The 25,181-nt window shown below is 64.2% G+C and carries 24 protein-coding genes and 1 pseudogene; 9 read left to right on the forward strand and 16 right to left on the reverse strand.

The features are described 5' to 3' along the window. Positions 1–101 precede the first annotated feature (101 nt). Genes IB232_RS15360 through IB232_RS15370 form a run of 3 tightly spaced genes read right to left on the reverse strand, consistent with a single transcriptional unit; the run spans position 102 to position 885 of the window. Positions 102–371: a hypothetical protein gene (locus IB232_RS15360; RefSeq protein ID WP_192399482.1), complete on the reverse strand. Its 270-nt coding sequence runs from the start codon at positions 369–371 to the stop codon at positions 102–104. Between the two features lie 4 nt (positions 372–375). Beyond that, on the reverse strand, positions 376–666 hold the full coding sequence (gene pflM, locus IB232_RS15365) for a lysogeny maintenance protein PflM (RefSeq protein ID WP_192399483.1): 291 nt from the start codon (positions 664–666) through the stop codon (positions 376–378). A gap of 3 nt (positions 667–669) precedes the next feature. Next, on the reverse strand, positions 670–885 hold the full coding sequence (locus IB232_RS15370) for a DNA-binding protein (RefSeq protein ID WP_192399484.1): 216 nt from the start codon (positions 883–885) through the stop codon (positions 670–672). A gap of 463 nt (positions 886–1,348) precedes the next feature. Here IB232_RS15370 and IB232_RS15375 point away from each other — a divergent pair, with 463 nt between their 5' ends. Then, positions 1,349–1,702 (forward strand): hypothetical protein, encoded by a 354-nt coding sequence (locus IB232_RS15375; RefSeq protein ID WP_192399485.1) that lies wholly within the window; start codon positions 1,349–1,351, stop codon positions 1,700–1,702. A 30-nt stretch (positions 1,703–1,732) separates the two neighbouring features. Here IB232_RS15375 and IB232_RS15380 read toward each other — a convergent pair whose 3' ends face one another. After that, complete coding sequence (locus IB232_RS15380; RefSeq protein ID WP_192399486.1) at positions 1,733–3,544, reverse strand: ATP-dependent nuclease; 1,812 nt, start codon at positions 3,542–3,544, stop codon at positions 1,733–1,735. 594 nt (positions 3,545–4,138) lie between these two features. Here IB232_RS15380 and IB232_RS23540 point away from each other — a divergent pair. Further along, positions 4,139–4,288, forward strand: coding sequence for a hypothetical protein (locus IB232_RS23540; RefSeq protein ID WP_225592340.1), 150 nt, complete (start codon positions 4,139–4,141; stop codon positions 4,286–4,288). 273 nt (positions 4,289–4,561) lie between these two features. Here the strand turns inward: IB232_RS23540 and IB232_RS15385 are convergent, their stop codons facing one another. Further along, entirely contained in the window at positions 4,562–5,344 is a 783-nt protein-coding gene (locus IB232_RS15385; protein WP_192399487.1) for a MetQ/NlpA family ABC transporter substrate-binding protein, read from the reverse strand. Between the two features lie 290 nt (positions 5,345–5,634). On the opposite strand from IB232_RS15385, the gene IB232_RS15390 reads away from it, so the two are divergent. Together IB232_RS15390 and IB232_RS15395 are read left to right on the forward strand one after the other, a co-directional pair. Continuing rightward, the gene (locus tag IB232_RS15390) at positions 5,635–6,813 is read left to right on the forward strand and encodes an MFS transporter (protein ID WP_192399488.1); all 1,179 of its coding nucleotides are present in this window, start codon (positions 5,635–5,637) and stop codon (positions 6,811–6,813) included. A gap of 159 nt (positions 6,814–6,972) precedes the next feature. Beyond that, a complete protein-coding gene (locus IB232_RS15395) occupies positions 6,973–8,007 on the forward strand; it encodes a sensor domain-containing diguanylate cyclase (RefSeq protein WP_192399489.1) in 1,035 nt (344 codons plus the stop codon). Here the strand turns inward: IB232_RS15395 and IB232_RS15400 are convergent. The 7 genes from IB232_RS15400 to IB232_RS15430 all read right to left on the reverse strand — a co-directional run bounded on the left by IB232_RS15400 (position 8,004) and on the right by IB232_RS15430 (position 16,098). Next, positions 8,004–8,756 (reverse strand): class I SAM-dependent DNA methyltransferase, encoded by a 753-nt coding sequence (locus IB232_RS15400; RefSeq protein WP_192399490.1) that lies wholly within the window; start codon positions 8,754–8,756, stop codon positions 8,004–8,006. The genes IB232_RS15395 and IB232_RS15400 overlap by 4 nt on opposite strands. A gap of 179 nt (positions 8,757–8,935) precedes the next feature. Next, entirely contained in the window at positions 8,936–9,163 is a 228-nt protein-coding gene (locus IB232_RS15405) for a hypothetical protein (RefSeq protein WP_192399491.1), read from the reverse strand. 161 nt (positions 9,164–9,324) lie between these two features. Continuing rightward, positions 9,325–11,685 (reverse strand): DNA polymerase II, encoded by a 2,361-nt coding sequence (locus IB232_RS15410; RefSeq protein WP_192399492.1) that lies wholly within the window; start codon positions 11,683–11,685, stop codon positions 9,325–9,327. A 65-nt stretch (positions 11,686–11,750) separates the two neighbouring features. Next, a complete protein-coding gene (locus tag IB232_RS15415; protein WP_192399493.1) occupies positions 11,751–13,652 on the reverse strand; it encodes a potassium transporter Kup in 1,902 nt (633 codons plus the stop codon). A 172-nt stretch (positions 13,653–13,824) separates the two neighbouring features. After that, positions 13,825–14,373 carry a methylated-DNA--[protein]-cysteine S-methyltransferase gene (locus IB232_RS15420; protein WP_225592341.1) on the reverse strand — a complete coding sequence of 183 codons (549 nt, stop codon included), beginning with the start codon at positions 14,371–14,373 and terminating at the stop codon, positions 13,825–13,827. A gap of 84 nt (positions 14,374–14,457) precedes the next feature. Next, positions 14,458–15,213: a substrate-binding periplasmic protein gene (locus IB232_RS15425; RefSeq protein WP_192399494.1), complete on the reverse strand. Its 756-nt coding sequence runs from the start codon at positions 15,211–15,213 to the stop codon at positions 14,458–14,460. 51 nt (positions 15,214–15,264) lie between these two features. Beyond that, positions 15,265–16,098 carry an AraC family transcriptional regulator gene (locus IB232_RS15430; protein ID WP_192399495.1) on the reverse strand — a complete coding sequence of 278 codons (834 nt, stop codon included), beginning with the start codon at positions 16,096–16,098 and terminating at the stop codon, positions 15,265–15,267. 141 nt (positions 16,099–16,239) lie between these two features. On the opposite strand from IB232_RS15430, the gene IB232_RS15435 reads away from it, so the two are divergent. Continuing rightward, positions 16,240–17,985, forward strand: a complete 1,746-nt coding sequence (locus tag IB232_RS15435) for a S8/S53 family peptidase (protein ID WP_192399496.1) — start codon at positions 16,240–16,242, stop codon at positions 17,983–17,985. A gap of 107 nt (positions 17,986–18,092) precedes the next feature. Here IB232_RS15435 and IB232_RS15440 read toward each other — a convergent pair whose 3' ends face one another. Next, positions 18,093–18,275 carry a hypothetical protein gene (locus IB232_RS15440; protein WP_192399722.1) on the reverse strand — a complete coding sequence of 61 codons (183 nt, stop codon included), beginning with the start codon at positions 18,273–18,275 and terminating at the stop codon, positions 18,093–18,095. A gap of 103 nt (positions 18,276–18,378) precedes the next feature. Then, the gene (locus IB232_RS15445) at positions 18,379–18,795 is read right to left on the reverse strand and encodes a group II truncated hemoglobin (RefSeq protein WP_192399497.1); all 417 of its coding nucleotides are present in this window, start codon (positions 18,793–18,795) and stop codon (positions 18,379–18,381) included. A 194-nt stretch (positions 18,796–18,989) separates the two neighbouring features. Between IB232_RS15445 and IB232_RS15450 the strand changes: the two genes are divergently transcribed. Then, complete coding sequence (locus tag IB232_RS15450) at positions 18,990–20,366, forward strand: L-serine ammonia-lyase (protein WP_192399498.1); 1,377 nt, start codon at positions 18,990–18,992, stop codon at positions 20,364–20,366. Positions 20,367–20,375: 9 nt separating this feature from the next. On the opposite strand, the gene IB232_RS23985 is transcribed toward IB232_RS15450, so the two are convergent. Both IB232_RS23985 and IB232_RS23990 read right to left on the reverse strand, forming a co-directional pair. Continuing rightward, entirely contained in the window at positions 20,376–21,221 is an 846-nt protein-coding gene (locus IB232_RS23985; protein WP_412547740.1) for a methyl-accepting chemotaxis protein, read from the reverse strand. Positions 21,222–21,284: 63 nt separating this feature from the next. Continuing rightward, positions 21,285–22,412: pseudogene (locus IB232_RS23990) on the reverse strand (cache domain-containing protein); the annotation flags it as partial. Between the two features lie 212 nt (positions 22,413–22,624). On the opposite strand from IB232_RS23990, the gene IB232_RS15460 reads away from it, so the two are divergent. The 3 genes from IB232_RS15460 to IB232_RS15470 are packed head-to-tail and all read left to right on the forward strand — an operon-like array spanning position 22,625 to position 25,157. Next, positions 22,625–24,409 carry a DUF1538 domain-containing protein gene (locus IB232_RS15460; protein WP_192399500.1) on the forward strand — a complete coding sequence of 595 codons (1,785 nt, stop codon included), beginning with the start codon at positions 22,625–22,627 and terminating at the stop codon, positions 24,407–24,409. Further along, the gene (locus tag IB232_RS15465; RefSeq protein WP_192399501.1) at positions 24,406–24,768 is read left to right on the forward strand and encodes a P-II family nitrogen regulator; all 363 of its coding nucleotides are present in this window, start codon (positions 24,406–24,408) and stop codon (positions 24,766–24,768) included. The genes IB232_RS15460 and IB232_RS15465 overlap by 4 nt, the downstream gene beginning before the upstream one ends. Next, positions 24,765–25,157: a hypothetical protein gene (locus IB232_RS15470; protein ID WP_192399502.1), complete on the forward strand. Its 393-nt coding sequence runs from the start codon at positions 24,765–24,767 to the stop codon at positions 25,155–25,157. The genes IB232_RS15465 and IB232_RS15470 overlap by 4 nt, the downstream gene beginning before the upstream one ends. Positions 25,158–25,181 lie beyond the last annotated feature (24 nt).

Raw genomic sequence — 25,181 nt, forward strand, 5'->3', positions numbered from 1 at the left:
TTGAAGTTTTTCGCCCGAGGGGTTTCTCGGTATGCCGGGGGTTTACAACTCGGCCGGTGCGCGGGCCGTTATCGCGTTAACACCAAGGGCCACGGCCCTTGTCATCCCGTGTCGCCACCGTCGCCCGCGACTGGTGGACCAGTCCCGGACGCCGCTGGCGATGGCTTGTCGGGTGGGGGATCGGTCGAGGCCTCGCAGGACTCGACTACCGATTGCATGGAGCGGGTCAGAATCTCTTCGATCAAGTCGGCCTCTTCGGTGAGCTGCCAGGTGCTGAGGCCGACGCCAAGAGCAATGCCGATGATTACCGGGATGGTCCATTGGCCCAGGAGCCAAAACATGTAGCGGCCGAAGCTGACAGTCAGGCTCATTGGCTCAGCCCTCCAACTCGAACGGCTCGCGGATTGGAACGAAGGGCGTTGGATTGCCCGAGTCGTGAATAACGTTCCAGTACTTCGGGGGCCGGCGCGGTGGCGTGTGTTTCGCGCAGAGAGAGGCAGGGCTCGCCTTCCAGATTCCATCGACCTTGGCCACAGACGCGGGGTGGCATTGGTCGCAGGGTGTGGACTGGGAGAGCGCGGGAGCCGGTGCGCGACGGGACCAGCACACAGAGCAGTCGCAGTTGTCGGCGTGCGGTAGGTGTAGATAGCGGTCGAGAGTGTTCATGGCTCATGCCGTCCACTCCTGTTCCAGCAGCCAGGAACGCAGCAGAGCGCTATTCACCATGCGAAGCTTCCCCAGCTTCACCGACGGCAGAACACCGCGATACACCCAAGCGCGGGCAGTGCCAACGGTCAGCCCATTGCGGTCGGCCCACTTCTCAATAGTTTCTACATCCTGTTGCGGCCCTGCCAGCTTGCCGGGCTCCAGCTCTTCCAGTTCCATGCTCGTTCCGTCACTATTCGTCTCAATAAGCACGTAAATGAGTCAGCTCATTTATGTAATGTACAACCGTAATATACATAACGAGACGCACGATGTGTATATTACAAAGACACGGTTTTAGACCGTTTGAGTCTATGGACGAAAGGATTAGGCGCTTAATTGACATAACAGGTGTCGATGAGCTGGTGAGAGCAACCAGCATCGGCGGCACCCGGTGGAAGACGGTGCGCTATGACAAGAGAACGAGGATCAGCACCCAAGAGGTTGCAGCCCTCGTCTCTCTCTATCCGCAGTACGCCCTGTGGATTGCTAGTGGCGAGGTGCATCCGGAGTGCGGCCAAACAAGCCCTGACTACGATGCAGCCAATTCAAAATTGCCCAGTCAGAACGCGGGATAGCGATCACTAAGGAAGTAGCTAGACGCTGGTATTCCCGAAGGATGGGCGGCGAAAAGGACTGAAGCATGCGAGTGGATGACGAGGACGTTTACATTCGGCCAAGGCACCGGGAGCGGAGCTCTTTTGAATGGCTTGGCATCATCACCCTGGCAATCGTGCTAGGCACCTTCATCACTGATGGCATTCGGGTTCTAGCAGCAAATGCATGGATGAATTATCAGCTTGAGCAGCTATCCAGGGAGTTTCAGCGCGGTAAAGCTGAGAGTCGTAGGGATGCTGAGCTACGTCAGCAAGCCTTACAAAAACAGCAGATCGAGAGGCGCTTACAGTCGTATGAGTGCCGATTCTGGTGGGATCAGTTCCGCGACAATCCAACGGCTAAAAACGAAGCAAAAAAAATGCAAAGCTGCGGGGTTTGATAGAGGGGGGGGGCGAGCCCCCCTCTATAATTAGCAGAACGCGAACTCCAATATATTTTTCAATGTATCTTTACTGGATTGCGTAAGATCCTGCCTTCCATCAAGAAAATTCCTTACACGAAGCCAGGAGTTATACGGCTTATCCTTTGAGCTAGCCTGTTCGCCTTCGAGCTGGTCCCAAAGCACATGCTCAAATGTATCTGAAACTACATATACATTTTGTGCCCCAGCAATGCTGGCAATTTTTGCATTAGCTTTAAAAGGATGAAGCGCAGCTTTTGCTTCGAGCTCCTCGTCGGTAAGATTCTTCCTATCCATATCGTGAATAACTTTATAATCAATACCCAGCGTGTTAAGTATTTTTGCGATAGCGGGAATAGTCCATTTGCCACCAGCAGAAATAACAGTAATGTCCTTTGTTAGCGCGGGGTTCAACCCAAATCGCTCAAGCAGCTCGAACGCCATACCAAATACTGCTACCTCGGTGTCCCCTTCTACCAGCACAACACGCTTCGCGAAAAGACTTTCACAAACGGTTGGGTGAAAGTCCAGGGTTGCCCTGAGCATGGCTCGCTCATCATATTCGCCGCTTTTTTCGAATATATCAGCGGTTATTTGGTGGATGCTTCTTTGATTGCCAGCGTCGCGTTTGATTAGCTTTAATGATTCAGGTTTGTCGGCTAGCGATATTAAGAATGGAGAGTGTGTGGAGCAGATGACTTGCCAGCGAGGAGAGCTAGTCTTACTGACCAAAGCAGATTTTAGTCTGCGCATTAAGTGAGGATGTATGTAGAGCTCTGGCTCTTCATACAGAACCACTACGGCCCTATCTCCACCTTCTACAGCGGCTGCCTGCTCCGCATTGCTTTCAAGCATCGCAAAGGCTAGAGCCCTTTGAACACCGCTGCCTTGATATTGGAGGCTGGTTTCAAATTCCTCGTCTATCAAGAACGTCGCGGCCTTCATGAATAGAGGCTCAATTTCGATATCACCAACAGCCAATCTCACCTTAGAGTCAAAATCCAGAATCTGATTCAGCGTATTCGATACTTGATCAAGAGCATCGGTAAGACCGTCAATAATTTGATCGCCATCGGCCTTGCCCTGTATTTTCTTCTGTAAATCCGCAGCCTTGCCAATATACTCCCTATAAGTGGCGTCATTTTTGACAAGCGGGAATAGTTTGTTTGAAAATAGGAATGAAAATGGGCTGTTGTTGGTTGCTTTCAGGTCATCTTCAATCTTAAAGCATGCTGGCACATACATAACATGCGGAACAGCTTGCTGAAGAGAGTTTGCAAATTTCTTTTGGTGCCATTCAGTTGTGGTTGTCACTAAGTGTGGGTGCCGGTCTCTAATATAATTCTCGACATCAACCCCTCGCTGTTTGAATTCTTCGGAACTAGTTATATTCAATGCTTGCAGGCATTCTTTAACCTCAGCAAACTTCTTAGCCTCGGTATAATTCTTCCATGGAAATTCATCCATAGTGCAGAACACACTATACTCGTGAGAAATTGAAGTGCTTTCTTCCGGCCAAGTTGCAGACATCCTGACCTTCAGAGAGTCCCCATCTAAAAGTCCGGAAATTGACGGTTTACGCTTCTCCCACTCTTCCAAATCCTTAAATTCGCATGTGATCTGCATTATTTCGGCCGATTGAGTCTTGTTTGGCCAATCATCAATGGTGGGCTTTTCGTTATTGAGCAAAATATGAAGCGCATGGAGAATAGAAGACTTCCCGATATTGTTTGGCCCAATAAAAGTTGTGAAGTCTTCCAGATTTATCTCTGCGTAAGAAATACCGCGAAAGTTCTGAATGGTAACCTTTCTTATCTTCATGGCAATTCCCTTTGGCTTAGGTGGCATCACATTGCCATCAAGTCATAGCAGAGGAATTGACTTGTGTCAGGAGAGGCACGGCGGAGCAGCACGACGGAGTGTCGAAGAAGTGTCGAAATCAATGTGCCGGATAGCTAGGAATTGAAAGGGAGAGAGGCCTTGGAGCCCTAGAATGAGCGGGTTTGATACGAAACAGAACGCAAAAAACAGGGTTCAAATCCCCCCGGCTCCACCAAACAAGCCCCTGATTTTCCCAGTGAAAATCAGGGGTTTTTCTTTGGGTGCCGAAAAGTGGTCGAACCGCTTCTTTACGGGTGCCCAGCCAACGGAACGGAAACCAAAGCGAAGCGTCCAAGAACTGAAGGAGCTCCATTTGCCAGTGGCTGAGCTGCAGCGTTTTAGTTCAGGAGTACGATCATGAATTACATGACATTGATAACGCTTGTGTCGGTTCTTGCACTGACTGGCTGCAGCTTCAGCGCGCCAGGCGTTCATGCCCGCATAGGTGACGCCGATGCCATTCACCTAGACATCGGCGATCATCGCGGCGGAAGTTTTTGCCCCCCAGGGCATCGCATGAAAGGAAGTTGCTAAATGACTGCACGAATTGTCGCCCTGATCATGGCTGCTGTTCTTATTTCGGGTTGTAGCCTGAGGCTTCCGGGCATAGGCATTGATATTGGCGACGGCGGCGGCGGCCCACCTCACTGCCCACCGGGTCAAGCCAAGAAAGGCAGATGCTAGAGCGCATCCTGGCGTTCTAAGCCTGAATCTGGCTCTGTAGTTAAAAAGGTCGGCATTGCCGGCCTTTTTTATTTATTGACCGCGTAACCCTAGCTAGACGCTACCAGGCGAATATTCCCCGCTCTTCTGCTTTGATGCCCAGGAAACTCCCCACACTCCACAAAAAACAACGCCGACCAGCTTGCGCGGGTCGGCGTCAAAAGGAGAAGGCAGCTCAGCCTTCACCACCGTGGTTCACGGCGGGCAGCAGCGACACAAAAGAAAGAACCGCGCTTAGAACGCGGGAACTACGGCTCCCGAATAGCGCTTCTCGATGAAGGCCTTCACTTCCGGGCTGGTCAGGGCGGCAGAGAGTTTCTTGATGGCCTCGCTGCTCTGGTTGTCCGGGCGGGACACCAGGTAGTTCACGTAAGGCGAGTCGCTGCCCTCGATGACCAGCGCGTCCTTGCTCGGGTTCAGCTTGGCTTCCAGGGCGTAGTTGGTGTTGATCAGGGCCAGGTCGACCTGATCCAGCACGCGCGGCAGGATGGCCGCCTCGAGCTCCTTGAACTTGAACTGGTGCGGGTTCTCGGCGATGTCCTTGGGCGAGGCCAGGGCGTTGCTCGGATCCTTGAGCTTGAGCAGGCCGGCCTTCTGCAGCAGGAGCAGGGCACGACCGCCGTTGCTGCCCTCGTTGGGGATGGCGATGGTCGCACCCTTGGGCAGATCGGCCAGCGACTTGTACTTCAGCGAATAGCCCCCGAAGGGCTCGACGTGCACACCCTTGACGATCACCAGGTCGGTGCCACGGTCGTGGTTGAAGGTGTCCAGGTAGGGCTTGGTCTGGAAGTAGTTGGCGTCCAGTTGCTTCTGGCTCACCTGCAGGTTGGGTTGCACGTAATCGGTGAAGACTTTGACGTCCAGGTCGACGCCTTCCTTGGCCAGCTGCGGCTTGATCAGCTCGAGGATTTCCGCGTGGGGCACGGGCGTGGCGGCAACGCTGAGCTTCTCTCCGGCGTGCGCCAGAGTGGCAGAGAGAGCAGCCGCCAGAGCGGTCAACAGCAAGGTCTTCTTCATGTCCATGATCTCGATTAAGGCGCCGCGGCTGGATCTTCAGCCGCCGGCAGGTTGGCTTTGGTCCCAGTGGGTAGGCTGGGTGGAGTGACAGTAGGGATTTTTCTTATTCCTTAAAAATACTGTTTAATTATTTTTATATTCTATTTATAAATAAAAGAAACGCAGCCTCTGAATCTGCTGACCGACTGGTCGCGCGGGAGAGCGCCCGATCGCGTATAGTCGCGACCCGCACAAACCTGAGCGCCCGGACAATTTCAGCCGCGCGCTCGATCGCTTTCCCGGACCTCCGCATGCACCCGCGCACCCTGCTCTCCTTGCCCCTGCTGGCCCTGGCTCTCGGCGGCTTCGTCGTCGGTAGCAGCGAGTTCATCATCATGGGCCTACTGCCCGAAGTGGCCGCGGACCTTGGCGTGAGCCTGGCCGACGCCGGCCTGCTGGTCAGCGCCTATGCCATGGGGGTGGTGATCGGCGCACCGCTGCTCGGTCCGCTGCTGGGTCGCCTGCCGCGCAAGCAGGCGCTGCTGTGGCTGATGGGCGCCTACTCGCTGGGCAACCTCGGCTGCGCCCTGGCGCCGGACTACAGCTGGCTGATCGCCATGCGCGTGCTCACCGCCGTCAGTCACGCCGGCTTCTTCGGCTGTGCCACGCTGATGGCCGCCGAGCTGGCGCCGCTGCACCGGCGCGCCTCGGCCATGGCCCTGGTGCTCAGCGGCCTGACCATCGCCAACGTGCTCGGTGTGCCACTGGGCGCCTGGCTCGGCCAGGCCACCAGTTGGCGGGTGACCTTCGCCGTGGTCGCCGCAATCGGTCTGCTCGCCCTGCTCGCCCAGGCCCTGTGGCTGCCGCGCACGCCCGTGCCACCGCGCGGCGAAGCCGGTGCCTGGAGCGGCATCCTGCGCCGTCCGGTGCTGCATGCGCTGTTGGTGTGCTGCCTGTCGTCGGTGGCGCTGTTCGGCGTGTTCACCTACATCAGCCCGTTGCTGCGCGATGTCGGCGGCTTCAGCGCCTCGCACAGCAACGGCGCGCTGCTGCTGTTCGGCATCGGCCTGACCCTGGGCAACCTGCTCGGTGGCCGCCTGGCCGACAAGGGCGTGCGCTTCGCCCTGCCGCTGGCCTTCGCCGCCAGCACCCTGTGCCTGCTCGGCCTGTACCTGTTCATGGACGTGGCGCCGCTGGTGCTGGCCCTGCTGTTCGCCTGGGGCGTGGCCAGCTTCGCCATCTCCTCACCGCTGCAGCTGCTGCTGGTCGAGCAGGCCGGCGAATCCGCCAGCCTGGCCGCCACCCTGAGCCACGCCGCGTTCAATCTGGGCAACGCCAGCGGCGCCTATTTCGGGGGCCTGTGGCTGAGCGTCAACCTCGGCCTGGCCAACCTGCCGCTGCTGGGCGTGGGACTGCTGGCGATGGCCATCCTGGTCAGCCTGCCACTGCCGCGTCTGCGCGCGACGCGCGAGCGCCTCGGGCAACACTGAGGACGCCTGGATAACCGTCACTCACAAGCCATGCGCCCCTCCACCTCGCTGCAGATTGCAGGAAATTTGCAGCTCTCGACGATTACGCGCACCGCAACTGTTCAGCTCCCCACAGATCGGCTAACAATCGCTTATCCGTTCCGCTCAAGAAGTGCGCCCATGGATCAGATACTGTCGCAGCTCTCCGAAACCGTCCCCAATGCCCGGACGTTGGAGGAGCTGACACGCCCCTTGCTGACGCTGCTCGGCCAGGTCACAGGCATGGAGTCGACCTACCTGACCACCATCAATACCGACCAGGGCGTCCAGCGCGTCGAGTTCGCCCGCAACGTCGGCACCATGGAGATCCCCGAAGGGCTGGTGGTGCCCTGGGCCGATACGCTGTGCAAGCGGGCGCTGGACGAGAACCGCATGTACTCGGACAACGTCGCCGAATGCTGGGGCGATTCGGAAGCCGCCGCGGCCCTGGGCATCCGCACCTATGTGAGCGCACCGATCCGCGCCCAGGATGGCCAGGTGCTGGGCACCGTCTGCGCGGCCAGTTCCGCCCAGGTGGCGCGCGCGCCGGAGGTGGAGCCGCTGCTGAAGCTGCTGTCCGGGCTGCTCAGTTACTCCCTCGAACGTGAGCGACTGGTCGCGCGCCTGCAAGTCGCCAACAGCGAGCTGGCCAGGCTGGCCCTGACCGACGCCCTGACTGGCCTGCCCAACCGCCGCGCAGTGCTCAACGATTTCGCCCACCTGTTCGCCCTGGCCCAGCGCGAGAGCCGCTACATCCTGGCGGCGGTCATCGACCTGGATGGCTTCAAGCAGATCAACGACACCCATGGCCACCTGGCTGGCGACCAGTTCCTGCGCGGCATTGCCGCCCAGCTGCAACACGATCTGCGCGCCAGCGACGTCTTCGGCCGTACCGGCGGCGATGAATTCGTGGTCATCGCCCTCGGTACGCCGTCCGATCACGCCGATCTGACCGTTGGCATGCAACAGGCCGCGCAGCAGCTGCAGGAGCGCCTGACCCAGGCGACCATCGGCCGCTACGAACTGGGCGCAGGTATCGACGCGCTGCACTACACGGGCGCCAGTGTCGGCGTGGTGGCGGTGATTCCGGACGACATGACGGCGGAACAGGCGATCAAGCTGGCCGACCAGGAAATGTATCGGGTGAAGCAACAGCGCAAGCGGCAAAAGCCCTAGATCGTTTGGCGCCTCACGCATACGAACAGCGCATTGCCCGACGCCCCGTCCCAAGGCGCGATGCGCTGGTAGTCATGCTCGAATACCTGCACCTCGAAGTACGGTTCCAGCTGCGCCTGCAGCTCGGCGAAGCTCAGGGCGACCATCGGGTGTTCGTCGTGCCAGGTCTGCGTCTGCCCGGCCGTGGTCTTCTCGATGCTCAGGCGCAGCGCCTGGCGCTCGCCCTCGCCGCCGTAGTACCAGCCGGAACCGAAGGCGAACAGGCTGCCGTCGTGCTCCACCCTGTGGCGCACGAACGAGCGGTTATCGATTTTGTGCTTGTCCACCGCGTTGAAGCACAACACCCCGCCTTCGGCGAGCGCGGCATGCGCGCTGGCCAGACAATCGCCCAGCTCGTCCAGCCCGGCGTTGTAGTGGATCGAGTAGAGGAAGCAGGTGATCAGGTCCAGCGGCTGCTCGGCCTTGAAGTCGGCCATGTCCTGGCGGCTGAAGTGCGCCTCGGGGCAGCGCTGCTGGGCGATGTCGAGCATCGGCTGGTTGATGTCCAGGCCGGCGCTGCAGTAGCCGAAGTCGAGGAAGTGGCGCACGTGCGGGCCGGTGCCGCAGGCGAGGTCCAAGTGGTTGCGCCCTTGGTTGCCGAACAGCTGGTGCAGACGACGCACGCTGTGGCTCTGCGCCTGGTAGTCGATGTCGGCGCACATCAGGTCGTAGTAGGCGGACAGGTCGGTGTACAGGGCGTTGGAGGACATAAGCGGCCAGCAAATTGGGCGGGAAATTTCGGCCGGCATGGTAGCGCAACCCCAAAGTGCCCATGGCAGAAACAGACAACCCGCACGGAGCCGAGACCTACTTAAAGCAGGGGCTCAACAGAACGCCGACCGCGCGAACGAGGCGGCAGAGCCCCACTTCCTGGATCTGCTCACAGAACTCAGGAGGCCTTGCTCTTCCTGAGTCTTTGCCACAGCCAGCCCACCAGCACGCCGGCGAGGTAGCTGAGCAGGATGGGCGCCACCAGTCCGACCAGGGCTTCGGCAATCAGATTCCAGTTGAGCAACTCCTCCCGGTCGGTCAGGCGCCAGGTCTTGGTCACGTAGAACAGCACCAGGCCCGTCCAGACCAGAGAAAACAGCATCCACAGCCGCTGCCAGCCATTCATGTCCCTTCAGCTCCGTTCCGATAGCCATGAATTCCCATACTCCAGGCCGGAAAGTATAGAACCGCCTGCCGGCAGAGAAGCCCCGTGTGGCGCGATGAAGGCCGGTTTGCCGACTCGCTCACGCCGCCGCAGCGCCCGTTCGACCGCCCGGCCAGCAGGCCTCAGAAAAGGCCCAGCTGCGGATTGACCAGGCGCGCGAAGTCGTCGCCCACGAACGGCAGGATGGCGTCGGCGATCGGCTGCAGCTGCCGGGTCAGGTAATGCTCGTAGTCGATGGCGGCGGCGCGGGTCTCCAGTGGCTCGGGGCCGGCCACGGTGATCAGGTAGCTGATCGAGCCGCCGCGCTGGTACTGGCGCGGGCGGCCCAGGCGGTCGTTGTGCTCGTCGGCCAGGCGCGCGGCGCGCACGTGTGGCGGCACGTTGCGCTCGTAGTCACCGAGCTTGCGGCGCAGGCGCTTGCGGTAGATCAGCAGCTCGTCCAGCTCGCCGGCCAGGGTGCGCCGCACGTAGTCGCGGATGTAGTCCTGGTGCGGCTTGCGCTCGAAGATCAGGCGGTACAGCTCCTGCTGGAAGCGCTGGGCCAGCGGCGACCAGTCGGTGCGTACGGTCTCCAGGCCCTTGAACACCATCTCCTCGTGGCCGTCGGCGCGGCGCACCAGGCCGGCGTAGCGCTTCTTGCTGCCCTCCTCGGCGCCGCGCACGGTGGGCATCAGGAAGCGCCGGTAGTGGCTCTCGTACTGCAGTTCCAGGGCGCTCTCCAAGCCCATCTCGTCGCGCAGGTGCTCGCGCCACCACTGGTTGACTCGCACCACCAGCGCGCGGCCGATACGCGCGGCATCCTCCTCGGCATGCTCGTGGCCGAGCCAGACGAAGGTGGAGTCGGTGTCGCCATAGATCACCTGGTAGCCCTCGGCCTCAATCAGCTCGCGGGTGCGCTTCATGATGGCGTGGCCGCGCAGGGTGATGGACGAGGCCAGGCGCGTGTCGAAGAAGCGGCAGCCGCTGGAGCCGAGCACGCCGTAGAAGGCGTTCATGATGATCTTCAGCGCCTGCGACAGCGCCGCATTGCCCTCGCGCTTGGCCGCCTCGCGCCCCTGCCAGACCCGCTCGACGATGGCCGGCAGGCAGTGCCGGGTGCGCGAGAAGCGCGCGCCGCGGAAGCCCTCCACCGAATGCTCGTCGTCCGGCTCGCGCAGGCCCTCGATCAGGCCCACCGGGTCGATCAGGAAGGTGCGGATGATCGACGGGTACAAACTCTTGTAGTCGAGCACCAGCACCGACTCGTACAGCCCCGGACGCGAATCCATGACGAAGCCACCAGGGCTGGCCTGGGGCATCTTCTCGCCCAGATTCGGCGCGACGAAGCCCATGCGGTGCATGGCCGGCAGGTACAGGTGGGTGAAGGCCGCCACCGAACCGCCGCTGCGGTCGGCCGGTAGGCCGGTGGTGGCCGCGCGTTCGAGGAGGAAGTCGATCAGCCGGGTGTGGGCGAAGATGCGCGTGACCAGCTCGCAGTCCTTGAGGTTGTAGCGGGCCAGGGCCGGCTTGTCCTCGGCGAACATGCGGTTGATCTCGTCCATGCGCTGGTAGGGCGTGTCGATCGCCTTGCCCTCGCCGAGCAGGGTCTGCGCCACGTTTTCCAGGCTGAACGAGGGGAAGCTCCAGGTGGCCGAGCGCAGCGCCTCGATGCCGTCGATGATCAGCCGCCCGGCCGCCGCGGCAAAGAAGTGGTTGTGGCTGGCGTGCTCGCGCCATTCCATCGTCTCGCCGCCACGGCCGAACAGCAGCGGCACCTGCAGCTCGGTGGAGTGGCGCTGCAGCACGCGCAGGTCGAACTGCACCAGGTTCCAGCCGATGATGGCGTCCGGATCATGCGCGGCCAGCCATTCGTTGAGCCGGTGCAGCAGCTCGGCGCGACTGGCGCAGTAGGCCAGGTCGAAATCCACCTCGGGAGCAACTTCCGGCTGTGTGCCGAGCATATAGACTCGGCGCTGGCCGCAGCCCTCGATGGCGATGGAGTACAGCTCGCCGCGCTCGCTGGTCTCGATGTCCAGCGAAGCCAGGCGCAGGGACGGACGATAGCTGTCGTCCGGCTTCAGGCGGGCGTCGAGCAGCGTGCCGTCCTCGCCCGGGGTGCCGGCGAAGCTGACCGGCGCGGTGATGAAGCGCTCCATCAGGAAGCGTTCGGGCGGACGGATATCCGCCTCGTAGACATCCACCCCGGCCTTGCGCAGCTGCTTGTCGAGCTTGATCAGTTGGCGATGCGAGCGGCAGTACAGGCCGAGCATCGGCCGCTGGCGGAAGTCGCGCAGGCCCAGCGGACGCAGCTCCACCTCGCGCTCGCCGCGCAGCTGCGCCTCGGCGCGCTCGCGCTGCACCTCGGGGATAAAGGCCACCGAGGGCTGGGGTGCCAGGCGCACCCGGCGCGGGCCGGCGTCGCTGGCCAGCCAGAATTCGACCTCGGTGCCGGCCGGCGTGTCGCGCCAGTGCCGGGTCAGGACGAAGCCCTGCTGTAGATCCACGCTGCTCTGCCTCGGGAAAATCGTTTCTCGCGGCGATTCTACCGGGCGGGGGTGACCTTGCGGGGTCAGATCTCGACTTGCGTGCCGAGCTCGATTACCCGGTTAACCGGTAGCTGGAAGTAGCTCATGCTGCTGTTGGCGTTCTTCTGCAGGAAGGCGAACAGGCGCTCGCGCCAGGGCGCCATGCCGAAGCGCTTGGTCGGAATCACCGTCTCGCGGCTGAGGAAATAGGTGGTGCGCATCGGCGAGAAGTCCAGCTCGTCCAGGTGACACAGGCGCAGCGCCGCGGGCACGTCAGGCTCCTCCATGAAGCCGAAGTGCAGGATCACCCGGAAGAAGCCGTCGCCATACGCCGTCACCTCGAAGCGCCGCTCCGGCGCCAGGCGCGGTTCGTCCTCGCTGACCACGGTGAGCAGCACCACCTGCTCGTGCAGCACCTGGTTGTGCAGCAGGTTGTGCAGCAGCGCGTGGGGCACGGCGTCCGGCCGCGCGCTGAGGAAGATGGCGGTACCGCCGACGCGATGCGGCGGCTGCAGGCGGATGCTGCCGAGGAAGGCCGGCAGCGGCAGGGCCGTCTCGTCCAGGCGGGCGAACAGCATCTGCTTGCCGCGCTTCCAGGTGGTCATCAGCAGGAACAGGGCGATCCCGGCCACCACCGGGAACGCGCCGCCCTGGAGTACCTTGGGCACGTTGGCGCTGAAGAACAGGCTGTCCACCAGGAGGAAGCCGAGCAGCACCGGGATGGCCAGCCAGCGCGGCGTACGCCACAGCAGGAGCATCACCGCCGAGACCAGCAGGGTGTCGATCAGCATGGTGGTGGTCACCGCCACGCCATAGGCGGCGGCCAGCGCACCGGAGGAGCCGAAGCCGATCACCAGCAGCACCACGGCGACCATCAGCGCCCAGTTGACCACGCCGACGTAGATCTGCCCCTGCGCCGCGCTGGAGGTGTGCTGCACCTGCATGCGCGGGATGTAGCCGAGCTGCATGGCCTGCTGGCTGAGGGAGAAGGCGCCGGAGATCACTGCCTGGGAGGCGATGATGGTGGCGAGCGTGGCCAGGCCGATCATCGGCAGCAGCGCCCAGGACGGCGCCAGCAGGTAGAACGGATTGCGCGCCGCCTCGGGGTTCTCCAGCAGCAGCGCGCCCTGGCCGAAGTAGTTGAGCACCAGGCCGGGCAGCACCAGGGAAAACCAGGCGCGAGCAATGGGTTTGCGGCCGAAGTGGCCCATGTCGGCATACAGCGCCTCGGCACCGGTCAGCGCCAGCACCACGGCGCCGAGGATGGTCACGCCGATGCCCGGATGGGCGATGAAGAAGTTGACCGCCCACCAGGGATTGAGCGCCTGCAGCACCTCGGGGCGCTGCAGGATGCCATAGATGCCGAGTACGCCGAGGACCAGGAACCACAGGACCATCACCGGGCCGAACAGGATGCCGATGCGCGCAGTGCCGTGCTTCTGGATCAGGAACAGGCCGATCAGCAGGATCACCGTGACCGGCACCACCCAATGGCTCATGCCCGGCAGCGCCACGTCCAGGCCCTCCACCGCGGAGAGCACCGAGATGGCCGGGGTGATCATGCTGTCGCCGTAGAACAGTGCGGTGCCGAACAGGCCAAGCAGCACCAGCACGCCACTCAGCCGTGGGTGCGCGGCGGTGGCGCGACGGGCCAGGGCGGTGAGCGCCATCACCCCGCCCTCGCCGCCGTTGTCGGCGCGCAGCATGAACAGCACGTACTTGAGCGAGACCACCCAGAGCAGCGACCAGAGGATCAGCGAGAGGATACCCAGCACCCCATCGTGATCGACGCGCACGCCGTAGTGGCCGGCGAAGACTTCCTTGAGGGTGTACAGCGGGCTGGTGCCGATATCGCCGTAGACCACGCCGATGGCGGCCACCAGCAGACCGAAGGATGACGATTTACTACGGGAAACCCCGTCCAACTCCGCGATGCTGGAACTCAACGACGCACCTCAGGGAAAGAGTGGCGGCGTCACGGACGCCGCACTTGAGACCGTGGGCATGCGCAAGGGCAAACCGCCCAGCACACCACCCTGATGCGTCAATTCTCGCCTGGCGGCCAGGGCCTGGCCGTTAAGAATGCGTAAAGAATCCCCCGGCGCCTACCGGAAACGCCTACAGCAGCGACTGCTGGCGCGCCGGGGTGGCCACGCCTTCCAGTTCCAGCAGCGCCTGTTTGCGGTGCAGGCCGCCGGCATAGCCGGTGAGGCTGCCGTTGGCGCCGATGATGCGGTGGCAGGGCACGATGATGGCGATGGGATTGACCGCATTGGCGCGGCCCACGGCGCGTGCCGAGGTGTTGCGATCCAGCTTCAGGGCCAGGGCGCCGTAGGTCATGGTGGTGCCGTAGGGTACCTGGCGCAGATGCTTCCAGGCCTCATGCAGGAAGGCGTTGCCCAGCGGCGCCAGGGCCAGCTCGAACTCACGGCGGCGGCCGGCGAAGTACTCGTCCAGCTGGCGCGCCACCGGCGCCACCAGCGCGGCTTCGCGCTGCAGCTGGTAGCCACGCCAGATCAGCGGCTCGTGCACTTCGTCGTCGAGAAACTCCAGACGCTGCAGGGCGCCCTGGGCGTCCACCAGAGCGATCATCACGCCGAGTGGCGTGTCGATCAGGTCGCCACGTACCAGGGTCGGCGTCAGTCCGTTGCTGCGCAGGCTGTCCATCGTTCCATGTCTCGTCGGGTGGGGCCTGCGACTATCGCGCCACTCGCCACGGCGGGCAAGTCGTGCCATTCGGCCAGCAGGCCTTCATAGCTCGTACTTGTCCTTGAGCGCCTTTACAGCCTGCTGCTCGCGCAGCAGGAAGGCATCGAAGCGCTGGATCAGCTCGGGATGGCGGATGCTCGACAGGTGGTAGTAGCTGTCGCGTAGCGGCAGCAGGATCGGCTCCACCATCAGGCTATCCGGCCGGCCCAGGCGCTTGAGGTGGAAGCGCGCCATGTTGGCGGCGTCGATATAGCCGGCCAGGGTCATGCGGATCAGCCCCTCGGGGTTGGGCGACTCGTGGATGCTGACGCGGCCGGCGGCGATGTCGTCCTGGAACTTCCACGGGGTGAAGCCGCGCACGAAACCCAGTTTGCGGAAACTCGCGCGCGGCTGGCCGAGGCGCTTGGGCAGCACCAGCATGGCGTCCTGGAACTGCAGCACAGGTTGCGAATAGCGGATGCCGGCCGGCTTGTCTTTGGTCTCCCAGCGCGGGTTGTCGGGGAACACCAGGTCAACCTGCCCCGCCCGGTAGGCGTGCAACAGGCGCCGCACCGGCAGCGCCACATAGGTCAGGCGCAGATTCTCGCGGGCGGCGAACAAGTCCAGCAGCTCGCGGGCATAGCCGCGGTAGTGGTTATCCGGCGGCACGGCCGAGTAGATCGGGTAGTAGTCCACCGCCTCCACGCCCACGCGGTACTCCGGCGCGGGCGTGGCGGCGCCGGCCGGCTGCCAGGCCAGGGCGGCGCACAGCAGGGCGGCGAGGTGAACCAGGCGCGAGAATTGGAGCGGGTTGGGCATCTGCAGAAGCCGTTATCAACAGTGTCTGCAGTGTAGGCCGGCCCGCCCCCTTCAGTCGCGCAGCGGCACCCAGATATCCACGTGCCCCTTGCCGGCCATGGGGTCGAAGTCGGCGCTGTAGCGCTCGAACTCCGGCGCGTCCGCCGCCAGCATGCCGGACGCCGGCAGCCAGCGCTGGAAGATCGCGGCGAAGGTTTCGTGAATGCTGGAGATATGCCCCGAGTGGCGGAACACCGCGTAGCGCCGCGCCGGTAACCGCTGGTGGGTGAAGCCGGGCAGCAGCTCGTCGACACGGCTGACCCGCACCCCGGCGATGTACTCGAAGCTGCCGTCCTCGTCCGGGCTGTGGCACAGGCCGAAGGTCTCCCAGCCCTGCTGCCCCGGCACCTTGCCGATATAGGGCACGAAGCGTTGCCAGAGCGAACTGATGCCCTGGGACTTGTCGACGCTGAAGCGCTCGCCGAGCCCGGCGATCAGCAGCTCCTCGCCTTGCTCGAAGCGCGGTTCGGCGAGTGGATAGGTGGTGGTGGGTTGCATGCGCATGGCCTCCCTCAGTTCGATGCCATCCAGTTGGCCGCTCGCCCGCAAGGCTTCCGGCGTGATGCCGAACTGCTCGCGGAACGCGCGGGTGAATGCCTCGTGGGAGCCATAGCCCGCCTCCAGTGCCAGGCCGAGAATGTCCTGGGCGCCGTCGGCCAACCGCCGCGCCGCCCGGCTCAGGCGCCGCGCGCGGGCGTAGCGCATCACCGGCCAGCCGGTGGCGACCACGAAGGCCCGCGCCATGCCGAAGCGCGACAGCCCGCAGGCGTCGGCGATGTCCTGCAGATCCAGGCGTCCTTCGAGATCGGTCTCGATCAGCCAGAGGGCCTTGCCGATGGGGTCCATGTTTGCTCCTCACGTTGCGCCGGCAGTATCGGTGGCCAGTATGCCCGGCGCTTGATCGTTCTTGCGCGCGCTGGCGACAGGGTATGAACGCGACAGGCGCAGCGCGGGTCTAGTGCCAGACACCCCAAGGAGATCGCTACCGTGCTCGCCCGCGCTGCCCTGCTCGCCCTGCTGCCCGTCGCCCAGCTGCTACATGCCGAAGAGGCATTGCGCATCACCCAGCTGCAACGCTGCGGCGACCTGCTGCAGCAGGACGCCAGCCAGTATTGCCTGCGCACGCGCGGGCTGGCCGAAGGCGAGCTGCAGGTGCATCTGGGCGAGGCCACGTTGACTGCCGAGAACGTTGAGCGCGATGGCCAGAGCCTGCGCCTGGACCTGCCCAAAGGCCCCAGCGCGCCGCTGTGGCTGCAGCAGGGAGAACGGCGCAGCAACCCGGTGTGGCTGTCGCGCGGGCGCAGCCAGGTGGTGGCGGCCGGCCCGGACGAGGTGGCGACGAACATGGACGGCCTGACCACCTACCTGGACCTGGTCAGCCTGCTGATCGAGGAGAAGCACGACGGCCGAGAAGAGGCCGAGCGCCTGGCCAAGCGCTACGGGGCCCAGGTGGTCGGTGGCATCCCACCACTGAACGTTTACCAGCTGCGCTTGCCAGCCAAGGACCTGGTGCAGCGCGATGCGCTGATCCTGCGTCTGGGCAGCGAGGCCAGCGTGGATGCGGTGATAGTCGAGGAATCCGCCCCGGAGAAAGGCGAGGAAAGCGAGCGAGATAAAGTTCCGGAACAGCCGAGCGACGACGAGTGGGCGGCCAATCGCTTCGCCGACGCGGTGAACTACTACCGCCGGCGCATTCCCGCCAAGCAGGCGCCGGTCGAGACCAAGCCGGTACGCATCGGCGTGATCGAGCGCAACGTCGACATCGACGCGGCGGACTTCGCCGACCAGCTCGGCGGCTGCCAGCCGGACAAGCGCACCTGCCTGTACGCCCGCGATTCGGACCAGCCCGACAACCACGGCAGCACCGTGGCCGGCATCCTCGCCGCACACCCCGAGCGCGGCGGCAACAGCGGCTTCCTGCGCGCCCTGGACGACGCAGGGCCAGGCTTCGAGGTGATAGTCGAGCGCAACTCCGACGCCGGCATCACCGCCAACGTGGCCGCCTCGGTCAACCTGGTCGAGGACGGTGCGCGGGTACTCAACTGGAGCTGGGGCATCCACCGGGTCGGGGCGAAGAACGTTAAGGGCGACGAAGTCGATTCGCTGATCCGCTCGGGCCTGGCCATGAGCGGCTACGAGGAGCTGCTGGAAGAGTTCTTCCTGTGGCTGCGCCGCGAGCACCCGGACGTGGTGGTGATCAACTCGGCCGGCAATGGCGCGGCCTTCTCCGGTACCGACGAGTACCGCCTGCCCTCCTCCTTCATCACCGACCAGCTGCTGGTGGTCGGCGGCCACCAGCGCAGCCAGAAGCAGGGCGTGGCGGTGGACGACCCCGACTACGTGATCAAGCGCAGCTCGTCGAACATCGACATGCGCGTGGACATCACCGCCTCCGCCTGCACCCGCGCCTCGACCCTGGGCGACGGCGAGCGTGGCGAGGTGCACTGCGGCACCTCCTACGCCACGCCGATGGTGGCCGGCGTGGTGGCGGCCATGCTGTCGATCAATCCCGAGCTGCAGCCGGACCAGCTGCGCATGCTGCTGCGCCGTAGCGCCATGACCATCGGCGGCGATTACGACTTTGAACCCATGGACGCCGAGGACCTGACCGCGCCGATCCTGCCATCCGAGCGCAACTACCAGCTGGACGACAAGGACGTGGGCCGCTCCGCGCGCCTGGACATGCAGAAGGCCCTGGACCTGGCGGTGCAGAGCCGCGATCGGGTGCGCTGAGCGGACAAAAAAGAGCCCGCCGGAGCGGGGCGGGCAAGGGGAATAAACGGGCAGCCGGGGCTGCCTAAAGCGCCACTATGGACGCTGGAGCATTCGCTGTCAGGGGATCAGTGCCAGTGCAGTTGGCGCTCGACATGACGCTTGGAGTCACGGGCCAGGTCGGGCGACACATAAGGCCCGAGATGCTGCTGGCCATCGACCATCACGTACCAGCAGGCCAGGTGGCCACTGCTGCGTAGCGGCGCCGGGACGGCGCTGCCGATCATGGACATGATGTCGATGCGGGGCATCTGCTGATCTCCTCTGAATGTGTGACCACTCTAGGCGGGCGCACGTTCGGGCGGAAATCGCTGCTCTCGATAGTGGCTATGCCCCGGGCCGATGCTCGCCGCGTTAGCTGGAGTGGCGCGCGGCGCTGGCCTGGACGATGCGCCGGGCAGGCACGCGCAGCTGGGTCAGCAGGTACTCGGCAAATGCGGGGGTGTAGCCCTGCCGCTCGATGGCGCGAGCCATGCAGGTCAGCCAAGCCTCGGCCTGCGCCTCGCCGATCGGCCACTGGGCGTGGAAGCTGGGAATGGCGATGGGCCCGTACTTCTCTCCGAACAGCTTGGGCCCGCCGAGCCAGCCACTGAGGAAACAGGCCAGCTTGTCGCGCGCCGAGTCCAGGGTCGCCCGGTGCATGGCACGCACCTCGGCGGCCTCTGGCAGCTCGTCCATGCAGCGGTAGAAGTCGTCGACCAGGCGGCGCAGGCCCTCGATGCCACCGGCCGCCTGGTAGGAGGCGTCGCCGACGCCGTACTGCTCGCTCATGTCCGTACCTCCGGGAAAGGCCGGCATTCTAACGCCGCTCTCCGGGCCGTAAATTGCCCCTCATCCGCAGCATGCGCAACCGGACAAGCTGCAACGGCTGGTGGGCGGAGAAAGGTAATTGCCGGTCGCATCCATGACCGTCTTTGTCGGGCATCCGGGTGTAAGCTGTGACCAGTCAGTCACCGGAGCCCTTCATGTCCCTCAGCGTTTTCGACCTGTTCAAGATCGGTATCGGCCCTTCCAGCTCCCACACCGTCGGGCCGATGCGCGCCGCGGCGCGCTTCGTCGAGGGTCTGCGGCGCGAGGGGCTGTTCGACGCCACGCACAGCCTCAAGGTCGAGCTGTACGGCTCCCTCGGCGCCACCGGCAAGGGCCACGGCAGTGACAAGGCAGTACTGTTGGGCCTGGAGGGCGATCAGCCGGACAGCGTCGATACCTCGACCATCGACAGCCGCCTCACCGCCATGCGCGCCAGCGGCGAGCTGAAGCTGGGCGGCGACAAGCCGATCCGCTTCGTCGAGAAGGAACATCTGGCGATGATCCGCAAGCCGCTGGACTTCCACCCCAACGGCATGATCTTCCGCGCCTTCGACGCCGCCGGCCTGCAGGTCCGCTCCCGCGAGTACTACTCGGTGGGCGGCGGTTTCGTGGTGGATGAAGAAGCCGCCGGCGCCGACCGCATCGTCGAGGACCAGACGCCGCTGGCCTACCCGTTCAAGACCGCCAAGGAGCTGCTGGCCCAGTGCAACGAGCACGGCCTGTCGATCAGCCAGCTGATGCTGGCCAATGAAGCGGCCTGGCGCCCGGAGGCCGAGACCCGCGCCGGCCTGCTGAAGATCTGGCAGGTGATGCAGGACTGCGTCACCGCCGGCTGTCGCAACGAGGGCATCATGCCCGGCGGCCTAAAGGTGCGCCGCCGCGCCGCCGCCCTGCATCGCCAACTCAGCGAGAACCCCGAGGCCAGCCTGCGCGACCCGCTGACGGTGATGGACTGGGTCAACCTCTACGCCCTAGCGGTGAACGAGGAGAACGCCACCGGCGGCCGCGTGGTCACCGCGCCTACCAACGGCGCGGCCGGCATCGTGCCGGCGGTGCTGCACTACTACCGGCGCTTCGTGCCCGGCGCCAACGACGACGGCGTGGTGCGTTTCCTGCTCACCGCCGCGGCCATCGGCATCCTGTACAAGGAGAACGCCTCGATCTCCGGCGCCGAGGTCGGCTGCCAGGGCGAAGTCGGGGTGGCCTGTTCGATGGCCGCTGGCGCCCTGTGCGAAGTGCTCGGCGGGACCATCCAGCAGGTGGAGAACGCCGCCGAGATCGGCATGGAGCACAACCTCGGCCTGACCTGCGACCCGGTCGGCGGCCTGGTCCAGGTGCCGTGCATCGAACGCAACGCCATGGGCTCGGTGAAGGCGATCAACGCCGCGCGCATGGCCCTGCGTGGCGACGGCCAGCACTTCATCTCGCTGGACCGGGTGATCCGCACCATGCGCGAGACCGGCGCGGACATGAAGAGCAAGTACAAGGAAACCGCCAGGGGCGGCCTGGCGGTCAATATCATCGAGTGCTGATCGTCAACTTCACTCGGTGCGGAAACGCCCCACCAGTTGCTTGAGCGCACTGCTCAGCTCGCGTTGCTCGTGGGAGTACTGCTCCACCTCCATGGCCTGGCTGGAGACCTGGCTCACCGAGTCGTTGATGGCGACGATGTTCTGGTTGATGTCCTCGGTCACCAGGTGCTGCTCCTCGGTGGCCGTGGCGATCTGCATGGTCATGTCGCGGATCATCTGCATGGCGCCCTCGATGCTCTCGAAGGCGCCCATCACCTCGCTGGCCAGCTCGATGGCCTTGCCCGACTCGCTCAGGCTGTGGTCCATGGTCGTCGTCACTTCGCTGATGCGGCTGACCAGCAGATTGAGGATCTTGTTGATCTCGCCGGTGGAGTCCTGGGTGCGCTTGGCCAGGTTGCGCACCTCGTCCGCCACCACCGCGAAGCCGCGGCCCTGCTCGCCGGCGCGCGCCGCTTCGATGGCCGCGTTGAGGGCCAGCAGATTGGTCTGTTCGGCGATCTGCTGGATGGTCGAGAGGATGTTGTTGATGCTCACCGTCTCGCGCTCCAGCTCCTGGATCACCTTGCTCGACTCGAGGATGCTGGCGCCCAGCTTGTTGACCCCGGCGGTGCTGCGGGCGATCACCTCCTTGCCGTTGCTGGTGGCGTCCAGCCCCTGCTTGGAGGCGTCGGCCGTGCGCACGCAGGTCTGCGCCACCTCGTTGGCGGCGGAGGACATCTCGGTCACCGCCGTGACGATCTGCTCCACCGCGCTCAACTGATGCTGCAGGCTGGCTGACATGGCCGTGGTGCGTTCGTTGGTCTGGCTGGACACGCCGTGCATGCTGATGGCGTTGTCCTTGATCACCTTGATCATCGCCTGGGTCGACTCGATGAACTGATTGAACCAGTTGGCCAGCTCACCGGTTTCGTCCTTGCTCAGCAGGTTCAGCCGGCGGGTCAGGTCGCCCTCGCCCTGGGCGATGGTACGCAGCCCTTCCTTGACCAGGTTGATCGGGGTGACGATGCGGTTGGCGATGATCACCCCGGCGAAGCCGAACAGCAGCACCAGCACGGCGGAGACGACCAGGGTCTGCCAGGCCAGCTGATGGGCGCTGGCGAAGATTTCGTCGCTCTGCATGAAGCCGATGAACTTCCAGCCCAGCTCCGGCGAGGTGTAGACGTTGGCCATGTAGTCGACGCCGTCGATGCTCACCTCAATCAGGCCGTTGTCGGTCTGGGCGATGGTGGCGAAGTAGTCGCCCTTCAGCTCGCTGAGCTTCTTGAAGTTGTGCGCCGGCTGCCGGCCGTCGACCAGCAGGGTGCCGCTGCTCTCCACCAGCATGAAGAAACCGGTCTCGCCGAAGCGGATCTTCTGGGTCATGTCGGTGAGGGCCTTGAGCGACACGTCTACCGCCACCACCCCGGCGAAGGCGCCGGCCTGATCCTTGAAGCCCTTGAGCACCGAGACGTACACCGCGTCGTCCGACTCCCAGTAGTAGCCGTCACGGCGCGCCAGGGTGAAATTGGCGTTCTTGCCGATGTCGTACCAGGGCCGCTTGCGCGGGTCCCAGTCGCCGTACTCGCCGGTGCCCGGCCACTCCACATAGGCGCCGTTGGTATCGCTCATGTAGACGTAGCCAAAAGTGGGGTTGTTGTTGCCGATGCTGGAGAAGTAGTCGAACACCTGTTTCTCGCGGCCGCCATTGGCCGTGGCGACCTCGCTGGGCTTGCGCTTTTCGCCGAAGTAGTTGCTCAGCTCGCCGCCGGCGGTGTCGCGCAGCGCGGGGTAGTCCGCCAGCGCGGAGACGGTGTGGCCGACCGAGTCGAAGAAGGTGACGAAGGTGTTGTCGACCAGCCGCACATCCAGGCTGCTGGCCTCGTGGAAGTGGGTCCTGGCCTGCTGCGTCACGTTGCGGATGGTCAGCAGCGCGACGATCAGCACGGGGACCAGGGTCGCCACCAGAAAACTGGTCAGCAGTTTGCTCTTGATGCTCATGGCAGGAGTGGCCTCAGGCAGATTCGACGAAGCTGACACGGGGCCGCTCTCGCGGCGGCCAATTTTCATACTAGGTAATCGCCTTCTTTTTGCCAGCGACCGCGAGCATGCCCAGCGGCCGCTGCGCCAGGCTTCGCGCCATGGGCGAACGCGACGTCGATGGTCATATTCCTGTGTGAGATTGGACGCGCCCGGAAATGCTCCCTAGCCTTCTGGGCAGAATCACACCACCGCCAGACCACTGGCATGTCGTGGGTAGATCACCCGGAGCAGAAGAGCCTATGAAAGACTCCATCCGCTATGCCGACTACCTGCGCGGGATCGGCGCGGGGCGCCGCGAGATCCCCCTGCGCGACCTGACCCCCGCGCCGGGTCGCGATGCCGACGGGCGCTGGCGCGCCGCGCCCTACCAGGCCGCACAGCTGCGCGGGGACGAGGTCATCGCCGTCCTCAAGCCCTATATCAATGTCCGCCTGATGGAGCAGCTGCGCGCCGTGGTGCCGCTGGCGCTGTACCTGGCGCTGTTCCAGATCATCGTCCTGCGCCAGGTGGTGGAGGACTCGCTGCTCGTCACCGGCGGCCTGTTCGCGGTGATAGTCGGGCTGATGCTGTTCATGGAAGGGCTGAAGCTCGGCCTGATGCCCTTCGGCGAGGTGATCGGCAGCAACCTGCCGCGCAAGTCGTCGCTGCCCGTGGTCCTGCTGATCACCCTGCTGCTGGGCATCGGCGTGACCTTTGCCGAACCGGCCATCGGCGCGTTGCGCGCTGCCGGACAGAATGTCTCTGCAGAGCGGGCGCCCTACCTGTGGGCGATCCTCAACCAGTGGACCGGCGAGCTGGTACTGGTGGTCGGGGCCAGCGTCGGCCTGGCCGCAGTGATCGGCACGCTGCGCTTCCTCTACGGCTGGAGCCTGAAACCGCTGATCTATGCCTCACTGGTGCCGGTCCTGCTGCTGACGGTGTATATGGCCAGCGACCCGGAGCTGGCCAAGGTCATCGGCCTGGCCTGGGACGCCGGCGCGGTCACCACCGGCCCGGTCACGGTACCGCTGGTCCTGGCACTGGGCGTCGGCATCGCGGCGGCGGCCGGCAAGGGCGGCTCCGGGCTGTCCGGCTTCGGCATCGTCACCCTGGCCTCACTGTTTCCCGTCGTCGGCGTCATGCTGCTGACCCTGTATGTGGCAAGCAGCGCCACGCCGACGGAAATCGTGGCGGCTGCCCAGGCCGCCGCTGGCGCCGGACAACAGGCGGCCGCCTGGTACAGCGTCAGCCCCGGGCTGGAAATCGTCTCGGGAGTGCGCGCCATCGTGCCCCTGGTGATCTTCCTGCTGCTGGTACTGAAACTGCTGCTGCGCCAGAGCCTGCCGCGGCGCAGCGAGATACTCCTCGGCATCGCCCTGACCGTGATCGGCATGTGCGTATTCAACCTCGGACTGACCTACGGCCTGTCCAAGCTGGGCGGCAGTGCCGGCGCGCTGATCCCGGCCGCCTTCATGGAGATTCCCGGCGCGGACAACTCGCCGCTCTACCGCTATCAGGTGGGACTGGTCCTGGCCCTGGCCTTCGCCTGGCTGCTCGGCTACGGCGCCACCGTCGCAGAACCGGCACTGAATGCACTGGGCGTCACGGCACAGACCCTGACCAACGGATTCATGCGCAAGAGCAGCCTGATCCGCGCCGTGTCGATCGGGGTCGCCTGCGGTGTGTCCCTCGGCGTGGCCAAGCTGGTGTTCGACCTGCCGCTGGTCTGGCTGGTGCTGCCGCCCTATCTGCTGGCCGCACTGCTGACGGCGTTCTCCAGCGAAGAGTTCGTCAACGTGGCCTGGGACAGCGCCGGCGTAACCACCGGGCCGATCACCGTGCCGCTGGTGCTGGCCATGGGCCTGGGGCTGGGCAATGCCACCCATGCCGTCGAGGGCTTCGGCATTCTCACCATGGCCTCGGCCGGCCCCATCATCAGCGTCATGCTCCTCGGCCAATGGGCCCGCATCCAGATGTGGCGTCAGGCCAGGGCAGCCACCGTGCAGCCTGCAGATCAATTACTGACCAAGGGAGAGTCGACATGAAAGCCGAGGGGATCACCTACCTCACCGACGTCGCGCTGATCACCTGTATCGTCGCCGCAGGGCGTGCCGACCAGGTGATTCGCGCGGCCCAGGGCATGGGCGCACCGGGCGCGATCGTCTACCACGCTCACGGCTTCGGCCCGCGCGAGCGCCTCGGCCTGCTCAGCATCGCCATCGATGCGGAGAAGGAAGTGGTCAACCTGCTGGTGGCGGCCGACTATCAGGACGCCCTGATGGAAACCATCTACCACACGGCCGGACTGGATGTGCCCGGCGCCGGCATGATCTACGCCACCCAGGTCGAGAAAGTGGCCACCTACATTCCCCGCGACATGCATGGCAAGGGTGATGCCTCGTGAGCGGGCCGACCTTCGCCCTACCGGGTGCGGCGGCCAAACTCATCACCTGCATCCTGCCCGACGACGGCACCGATCAGCGGGTGCTGCAGCGGCTGCGCGACGAGCTGGGCATCACCCGGGCGCACAGCGTGCACTGCCGCGGCGTGGCCGTGCTACAGGCGGCCAAGGCGCCCCGCGACAAGGTACCGGAGGCGGCGCTGGCGCGGGTTCTGCACGTGGTGGTGGATGCGCCGCAGGCCGATGCGGTGTTCGACTTCATCTGTGCCCTGGCGAATCTGGATCGGCCGGACAGCGGCACCCTGTACATGACCGCCTTGAACTTCGCCACGCCGCTGGCGATGCCCGCAGGCGTTCCCGACGAGCCCCGCGCCAAGGCCACGGGGCTCTAGCAGGCCCGGCGGGCCGGATGAGTG

This window comes from Pseudomonas sp. PDM15 (assembly GCF_014851565.1).
In the GTDB taxonomy this organism is placed as follows: Bacteria; Pseudomonadota; Gammaproteobacteria; order Pseudomonadales; family Pseudomonadaceae; genus Aquipseudomonas.

Coding starts and splice junctions, on each gene's coding strand:
- IB232_RS15360 (WP_192399482.1), bottom strand. CDS start 371: ATGAGCCTGACTGTCAGCTTCGGCCGCTACATGTTTTGGCTCCTGGGC.
- pflM (WP_192399483.1), bottom strand. CDS start 666: ATGAACACTCTCGACCGCTATCTACACCTACCGCACGCCGACAACTGC.
- IB232_RS15370 (WP_192399484.1), bottom strand. CDS start 885: ATGGAACTGGAAGAGCTGGAGCCCGGCAAGCTGGCAGGGCCGCAACAG.
- IB232_RS15375 (WP_192399485.1), top strand. CDS start 1,349: ATGCGAGTGGATGACGAGGACGTTTACATTCGGCCAAGGCACCGGGAG.
- IB232_RS15380 (WP_192399486.1), bottom strand. CDS start 3,544: ATGAAGATAAGAAAGGTTACCATTCAGAACTTTCGCGGTATTTCTTAC.
- IB232_RS23540 (WP_225592340.1), top strand. CDS start 4,139: ATGACTGCACGAATTGTCGCCCTGATCATGGCTGCTGTTCTTATTTCG.
- IB232_RS15385 (WP_192399487.1), bottom strand. CDS start 5,344: ATGAAGAAGACCTTGCTGTTGACCGCTCTGGCGGCTGCTCTCTCTGCC.
- IB232_RS15390 (WP_192399488.1), top strand. CDS start 5,635: ATGCACCCGCGCACCCTGCTCTCCTTGCCCCTGCTGGCCCTGGCTCTC.
- IB232_RS15395 (WP_192399489.1), top strand. CDS start 6,973: ATGGATCAGATACTGTCGCAGCTCTCCGAAACCGTCCCCAATGCCCGG.
- IB232_RS15400 (WP_192399490.1), bottom strand. CDS start 8,756: ATGTCCTCCAACGCCCTGTACACCGACCTGTCCGCCTACTACGACCTG.
- IB232_RS15405 (WP_192399491.1), bottom strand. CDS start 9,163: ATGAATGGCTGGCAGCGGCTGTGGATGCTGTTTTCTCTGGTCTGGACG.
- IB232_RS15420 (WP_225592341.1), bottom strand. CDS start 14,373: ATGGACAGCCTGCGCAGCAACGGACTGACGCCGACCCTGGTACGTGGC.
- IB232_RS15425 (WP_192399494.1), bottom strand. CDS start 15,213: ATGCCCAACCCGCTCCAATTCTCGCGCCTGGTTCACCTCGCCGCCCTG.
- IB232_RS15430 (WP_192399495.1), bottom strand. CDS start 16,098: ATGGACCCCATCGGCAAGGCCCTCTGGCTGATCGAGACCGATCTCGAA.
- IB232_RS15440 (WP_192399722.1), bottom strand. CDS start 18,275: ATGCCCCGCATCGACATCATGTCCATGATCGGCAGCGCCGTCCCGGCG.
- IB232_RS15445 (WP_192399497.1), bottom strand. CDS start 18,795: ATGAGCGAGCAGTACGGCGTCGGCGACGCCTCCTACCAGGCGGCCGGT.
- IB232_RS15450 (WP_192399498.1), top strand. CDS start 18,990: ATGTCCCTCAGCGTTTTCGACCTGTTCAAGATCGGTATCGGCCCTTCC.
- IB232_RS23985 (WP_412547740.1), bottom strand. CDS start 21,221: ATGATCAAGGTGATCAAGGACAACGCCATCAGCATGCACGGCGTGTCC.
- IB232_RS15460 (WP_192399500.1), top strand. CDS start 22,625: ATGAAAGACTCCATCCGCTATGCCGACTACCTGCGCGGGATCGGCGCG.
- IB232_RS15465 (WP_192399501.1), top strand. CDS start 24,406: ATGAAAGCCGAGGGGATCACCTACCTCACCGACGTCGCGCTGATCACC.